The organism is Pseudomonas sp. MWU12-2319, assembly GCF_023242525.1.
Taxonomy (GTDB): Bacteria; Pseudomonadota; Gammaproteobacteria; order Pseudomonadales; family Pseudomonadaceae; genus Aquipseudomonas; species Aquipseudomonas gingeri_D.
The window spans coordinates 1-885 of sequence record NZ_JALJES010000059.1 but is presented as its reverse complement, the minus strand read 5'-3'; the positions used below and the strand labels follow the sequence as shown (position 1 = coordinate 885).

Annotated in this window: 2 protein-coding genes; both read left to right on the top strand. The window is 50.1% G+C overall.

Features of this window, described 5'->3' with window-relative positions; all coding sequences use genetic code 11:
- Positions 1-213: hypothetical protein (locus M5C01_RS32740; RefSeq protein WP_248764475.1), on the top strand; the 213-nt coding region annotated here is incomplete at its 5' end.
- A gap of 289 nt (positions 214-502) precedes the next feature.
- Positions 503-808 carry a hypothetical protein gene (locus tag M5C01_RS32735; RefSeq protein ID WP_152742445.1) on the top strand — a complete coding sequence of 102 codons (306 nt, stop codon included), beginning with the start codon at positions 503-505 and terminating at the stop codon, positions 806-808.
- Positions 809-885: the final 77 nt, after the last annotated feature.

Below are 885 nucleotides of genomic sequence, written 5' to 3'. Positions count from 1 at the left end.
GCGGGTTCGAAATGCGGGTTACCTAAGGGTATAGCCTCAGCTATTCTTGAAGTTTTAAAAATGGAGGTGTTGAAGCGAGGGATTTCGGTAGGCGGGAGTTTTGAAGTTTGTTATGGCGCTTACGGAGAAGTCTCGTCAAATCAGCAGGTTTTTAAGTTGCTTGCAAGAAATGTCTTAGAGTTTTTTTTGTTGAAAGCATTGATGGCGAAATAACCTCTAAAATGTTTGAGGGGTAGCTAGTCAGTGCCTAAAGGCGGGTTTGTTTTTTGTGTTTGAGTAAGGCGCTAGTCTTGTCTGCAGTATCTGAAAATAAATCCGTCCCCTATGCTATTCCGCCAGGTAGTAACGCCGTATGGGAGGTGCTGAGGGTGTTGGGAGGTGACAATACGGTCCACAACTGCTACGGCAATGGGGGAGTGGCATGCCGGGCTTACTGGGAGGACTCTCCCACCGGCAAGCCACATTTTGTCCAAGTCAAGTCCCAACCTTGAGGTGTCGAATCATGACCAAGTGTAATTTTCTATTCAGCCTCGGCCTACTGCTGCTCAGTGGCTGTACCCCCTTTCAGCCGCCGCCACCGGATTTCACCTATTGGTACAAGAATGGTGTATCCGTTGAAGGGGTCAAGAGCGCGATGCGGGGATGCGGGTACACCAATCTTGATGGTGCTGGAGATCAGACACCGATTGATCTCGAACTCAAGCACTTTTACTGCATGAAGGATTCGGGGTTCTCCCGGCGAGATAACCTGGACCTGTGCAAGCTGGGCCGTATTGGCGAGTCACCGGTGTGCGAAGGTCGCCGATAAATACTGATGGATGGATAACAGGGAGTGACTGGCATGCAGATCGAAAACAAGGGCGTGTGTGTGTAAAAGGGGACGGA

Bases quoted from the DNA above. Each gene is read 5' to 3' on its own strand.
- M5C01_RS32735 (WP_152742445.1), top strand. From the start codon at position 503: ATGACCAAGTGTAATTTTCTATTCAGCCTCGGCCTACTGCTGCTCAGT.